General features: G+C 52.6%; 4 protein-coding genes. 2 read left to right on the forward strand and 2 right to left on the reverse strand.

Translation table 11 applies throughout. From position 1 onward, the window contains the following. The first annotated feature begins 154 nt into the window (after positions 1 to 154). The gene (locus LD28_RS0109465; RefSeq protein WP_033136728.1) at positions 155 to 445 is read left to right on the forward strand and encodes a hypothetical protein; all 291 of its coding nucleotides are present in this window, start codon (positions 155 to 157) and stop codon (positions 443 to 445) included. On the opposite strand, the gene LD28_RS0109470 is transcribed toward LD28_RS0109465, so the two are convergent. Then, a complete protein-coding gene (locus LD28_RS0109470; protein ID WP_081959487.1) occupies positions 419 to 3871 on the reverse strand; it encodes an ATP-binding protein in 3453 nt (1150 codons plus the stop codon). The two genes, LD28_RS0109465 and LD28_RS0109470, sit on opposite strands and share 27 nt — an antisense overlap. Before the next feature lie 122 nt (positions 3872 to 3993). On the opposite strand from LD28_RS0109470, the gene LD28_RS0109475 reads away from it, so the two are divergent. After that, positions 3994 to 4632 carry a response regulator gene (locus tag LD28_RS0109475; RefSeq protein ID WP_033136729.1) on the forward strand — a complete coding sequence of 213 codons (639 nt, stop codon included), beginning with the start codon at positions 3994 to 3996 and terminating at the stop codon, positions 4630 to 4632. A gap of 6 nt (positions 4633 to 4638) precedes the next feature. On the opposite strand, the gene LD28_RS23350 is transcribed toward LD28_RS0109475, so the two are convergent. Then, on the reverse strand, positions 4639 to 5632 hold a 994-nt coding region (locus LD28_RS23350; protein ID WP_162182391.1), incomplete at its 5' end, for a hypothetical protein.

A 5632-nucleotide genomic window follows, 5' to 3' on the forward strand; every position in this document is an offset into this window, starting at 1 on the left:
CCTCCACCATCATTCAGAAAACCCGGCCTCGCGCCGGGTTTTCGCTTTCTGCGCCTCTCGTCACGACACTCCCGCCCTCCTTGTCAGATCTGACAGTTGCACGTGCATCCGATATTGCTCATCGTGACATCATCAATATCAGAGTATTCATATCATGTTTGAAGTCTGGGACGAGCATGGCCATGCCATTGGTCTGACACTGCAGGCGCTCAAAGTCAGAGTAAGCAACGACTATCAGGGCGATCTGATGGTGCGCTACAGCAACAAGCTGGGACTCCCCACGACCCTCTTTCTGACCATCCATCAGGGCGTTGCCTATCAACGCTTCAAAGCCGGCTCGCCAAAACTGGATTGGGAGTGGCTGGCCACCGCAGGCAATGGCCACACCCCCCGCAATTTTATGAGTGCACAGTTCGCGTTACTCCAGTTCTCCCTCGATAACTGAGTGCCCATCTCTCTCGCTCAGTAACGTCAGTTCACCGATGATTTGCAGTAATTGGGCACGAAAGCTTGTTAGCTCATCAGCGCAAGATGGCGATCCAAACTGGCGGATTTTTTCTTCCAATCGCCATGCCTGTTCAGCCAGCTGTGGCGCCATCATCATACTGATGGTCCCCGCCTGACGATGTACCCAATTGGCCAATGCATTGTCATCAAGTGGCTCCTGTGCCATCGCTTGTTCAAGCTCCTGGCGAAAAAGCGGAAACATCTGCCGCAACTTGTCACCATGACCAAAAAATGCCGCCATGGCCGCGACATCAATCAAGGTTGGCGCGGGTAAGATTTGCCACTTCTGCAACATCTGACGCAGCGCATCCAGCAGCACCGGCTTGCCCAGCAGATCGTCCATGCCCGCAGCAAAACAGCGTTCAGCCTGTTCCGGCAGCACATTGGCCGTCATGGCGATGATCAGCAGCCGCTCGCCTTTTTCTGCAGCCCGCACCCTGCGGGTGAACTCATAACCATCCATCACTGGCATCTGGCAATCACAAAGCACCAGATCATAGGAGTGCTGCGCGACCATCTCGAGGGCTTGCTGGCCGTGATCTGCCAGATCACAACTCAGCTCAAGCTGCCTGAGCTGACGTATCACCAACGACTGGTTGAGGGGATTATCCTCCACCAGCAATACCCGATAAGGCAGCATGAGCTCGCGCTGCGTGCTCTTGCGCATCGCTTTCGTTGCTGTCTCATCATTTAAACCCAGCTGGCGATAGCAAACTTCCCGTACCGCATGCCAGGTCATGGGGTTGCTGTTGAGCAGATAACGCCCCTCATCACAGCGATAGCCGAGGGGGGTCGCCAGCGGCAGCACCCGGATGCTCCCCTCAGCCGCCAGCTCATGGTCAGTAAAACACAACCGGGCATCACCAGACTGCGACGTTCGCATCACCCCCAGTGCATCGAGATGCAACAGCAGGGTGTGGCACAGCTTCTCGTCACGCAGCTCGATGTGGGCTTGCACGCCATTGAGGCGGAGATCCGGCTCTCGCTGTGCCAGAACAGGCAGCGTGACAGTCAGGGTGATAAAGGTACCGAGCCCAGGAGCACTCTCCAGCCGGATCTCGCCCCCCATCAAGGGGGCCAGGGTTTGGCAGATACTCAGCCCCAGGCCAGTACCACCATAACTGCGGGTGGTGGAGCTCTCCGCCTGCTCAAAAGCATTGAAGATCCGGCCACGCGCCTCGGGGCTCATGCCAATACCGCTGTCGCGCACGCCAAACCGCAGTTGTTGCTGCCCCTCCCCTTGCGCCAGCAGTTGCACCGAGATCTCGATAAAGCCCCGCTCGGTGAACTTGATGGCATTGCTGACAAAGTTGAAGAGGACCTGACGCAGACGCAGCGCATCACCGCTCACCCGGGCCGCCACACCGGCATCAGCCCACAGATAGACGCGCAACCCCTTGCGGTGCACCTCGCTCACCGTCATGGTCAGCACGCTGTCGAGCAGCTCCCGGACAAGCAACGGAGCTTGTTCGAGCTGCATCTTGCCTGCCTCCAGCTTGGCGAAGTCGAGCACGTTGTCGATCAGCGCATGCAACCCCTGGGCACCGCGGTTGATAACCTCCACCATCTGGCGCTGATCCTGAGTCAACTCGGTAAAGGTGAGTTGTTCCGCCATACCGACGATGCCATTCATAGGCGTGCGAATTTCATGGCTCATGGTGGCCAGAAACTCCCCTTTCTGAGTGGCTGCAGACTCCGCCCTGGCCTTGGCACTGGCCAGTGCGGCCTCAACCTGATGACGACGGACTATCTCCTGTCGCAGCCGCCAGTAAGCCACCGACAACACCAGAATAAAAAGCGTGATCGCCACCCCGGCGGGCAACAGGGTACGTACCAGTTTCGCTCTGGGGATCCCCTCGCTATAGTTCAGCGCCAGCCAGCTATTGCGGATCTGGCGCTGCTCCTTGTCGCTCATGCTGGCAAGCACCCGGTTGACCAGGGGCAGCAAGGGGGCGTAAGGCTCACGTACCGCAACGGCAAGCTCATCCTTGAAGGGGGTGGGCGCAGCAATATGAAGCCGGTCATCAAACTGCTCGGTAATAAGACGGGAGACCACCACCAGATTGCCGATATAGGCATCCCCCTCCCCTGCGGCGACACGGGCGAGCCCCTCGCTGGCATGGCGGGTCGTGGTCAGTTCAAGATCGGGCACCAGTGCCCTCAGCTGGGGGATCAGCATGCTGTCGGTCAGCAACAACTTTTTACCGGCCAGATCGGAGAGATCCCCGATCGGCAGGCTACCGCGCGCCGTCACCAGCACCATCGGGAATGATGCGAAAGGCTCGCTGGCATGCCAACCCACCAGACGCTCGATGATACGGGTGGGTAATACCGCCAGATCCACATCGTGATGCAGCAGCAACTGCTGCAGATCGGGCCAGCTCTGCACTGGTACACGGCGGTATGCCAGCCCCAACTTCTCTTGCAGCAAGTCCAGATAATCCGCCATCAAGCCGACCGGATTGCCACCCTCATCGTGATAAGAGAAGGGCACCCAGCCGGGGATCAATCCCAACTTTAACGGCGGTAGCATCGAGAGCCAGTCTCGCTCATCAGGACGCAGCAAGAAATTGCTGTGCCCCATGAAGTTGGGCTCCAGACTCTCCCCCAGCCAGCGTTTCTCCAATTCACTGCGCGCCTCGACCGTCAGCGCCTGAATGGCAGTATCAAGCCGGATAGCAAGGGAGTGCTTCTGGCTGGCGACGCCAAGATGCAGGGTTTCCATCAACAAGGGAGATTGGGCGACCACAGCCAACGCCGGGTGATGCTCGATAAACAGATTGGCCACATGAAGGTTGCCGATATAGGCATCTGCCCGCCCTTGTTCAACCGCCTGCAGTGCGCTGTGGGTATCGACAAAGAGCCGGGGCGTAACATTTGGATAATGCAGCTTGACCAGCTTTTCCGTTAAAAAACCTTTCTCAATGGCAATGCTCGCGGACTGCAACTGGCTCACATCCCGAAACAGAGCGCTGTCTTGTCGCACCACCACCACGGTCGGCGAGGTGTAGTAAGGCAGGCTATAGGTGACACACTGGCGCACCTCAGAGTTAAAGGCATCGAGCAGGATATCCAGCTTGCCACGGCAGGCATCGGCATACATGGCTTCCCAGTCGGGGTAGACCTGCCAGGCAATCCGGTAGTCCAGCTTTTTGGCTAATTGTTCCATCAATTCAACGCTGAAGCCGGCGGCGACTTTGCCGTCCCACTGCTGAAAGGGGCCCCACCCTCCGGCCAATATGCCTACTTCAATCGTGGGTACAGAAGGCGCTTTTGCCGCAAATACGGCAGGCGTCAAGAAAAAAACGGAGACAATAATTATGAATCGTTTGATTAATGACATAAGCGAATAATATATAGACATAACGATTCACGTATATTTATCAAAAGATATATGCACCTGAAAAAATGGGGTGCGCACGGTAGTATAGAAATGCTAGCTTTGATAGTCTGAATATTATTCACCGTTTTATAAGAGGCTCATCCATGTCCTTCAAGATTATTCTTGCCGATGACCATCCCTTGATTCTGACCGGGATCCGCAGCCTGATTGAACAGATAACCCCCCATTGTGAAGTGGTCGCCGAAGCCTATCAGGTATCTGACTTGCTGAAATTATTGCAACAACATCATTGTGATCTGTTGATCACCGATTTCAGCATGCCGGGGGATACCCGTAGCGATGGCATGGTCATGATCCAGCAGTTGCGCCGGGATTATCCCACGCTGCCCATTATTGTGCTGACCCAAATCCAGAACAGTGGCATCTTGCAATCCCTTATTCAGGCAGGGGTCAATGGTCTGATACTTAAAAAATCGGTTATCAACGAACTGGCCGATGCAATTCGCCAGATATTGCTCGGCCATCACTATATTGGCCCAACAGTACGGATGCTGCTGGCCAGTGCCGGTATATCTGGGCAAGGCAATAAAAACTCGCTGACGCCCAAGGAGAGTGAAGTAGTGCGCCTGTTGGCCAGCGGGATGTCAGTCACCCAGGTGGCCGAGTACCTGCACCGCAGTGTCAAGACCATCAGTACCCAGAAGAAAAGTGCCATGCTGCGATTAGGTATTACCAGTGACAGTGGCCTGTTTTTTTATGCCAATAAGCACGGTCTTTGTTGAATATGTTTAGTTATAGACCGGCTCTATCATAGCATCCATGATGATAGTTACATTTCCTTTATATGTACTGCCAGGATAATTCATCATATCCTTGACTTTATCTTTATTGATTTTAAAAGAAAATAACCCATTGGAGATTGGTTCATTTTTTTCAAAAGTTTTCTTAACTATCGGACTCAATAACACGTTGCCTTTTGCACTCTTTTTATAAATAGACATAGAGACCAAACTAGCATTCTTGTCACTCTTTATCTGACACGAATCATCGACAGTACTCAGGTATTGGCACTCCAGCTTAATCCAGTATGGAATACTGCTAGTAATCTGAACAGGCATCACTCCGCTTAAAGATGGCGCTTTATCTCCATGGCGCCACCCTCCATCAGGCAGTAAAATAACTTTACTCCCAGTAGGAGGGAAAGTAACTTTCAGATGATTTCTAACCACTAATGAAAACTCTAAGTCAACAACTGTTGGAGACCGGTACGTTGAGTTGGTAAAGTCAATATCCCTAGTTGAACCAACACTTAAACTTAGTTTTCCTTTATACGTTCCATTACTAATGGCGCCGATATTGACTGGCATAAGTTTATACCCAATATAAAATTTTCTTATTTTCCCAACACGAGGTGCTGGAAATCGAGACCATTCAGGGAAGTCACGACTAAAACATATGCCGCCGGTTTTCTGAGCGCTCGAGTCAATAGCATAAAAAAAAGTATCTGTTCTATCTCCCTCAACTGATACAATATAATCAACAAGCTTGCACTTTGAGTTTACATCTGCAATTGCAGTTTCATTTCTTACAACAAAAAATGGATTATCAATACTATATCCAGTATGTGTCATAGCAAATTTCATGGTTACAGGAAGACCATTTTCATTGAGCAACTGAACTGTTTTTTCACTAGGAAAACTGTGATAAAAAATACGTTCCCACCAACTTCCCTCCTTTGCTAAAGGTCGATCTATGTCTGATTCAATTGAAATGACGCGGGAG

Origin of the sequence: Aeromonas finlandensis, assembly GCF_000764645.1 — a bacterium.
GTDB lineage: Bacteria > Pseudomonadota > Gammaproteobacteria > Enterobacterales > Aeromonadaceae > Aeromonas > Aeromonas finlandensis.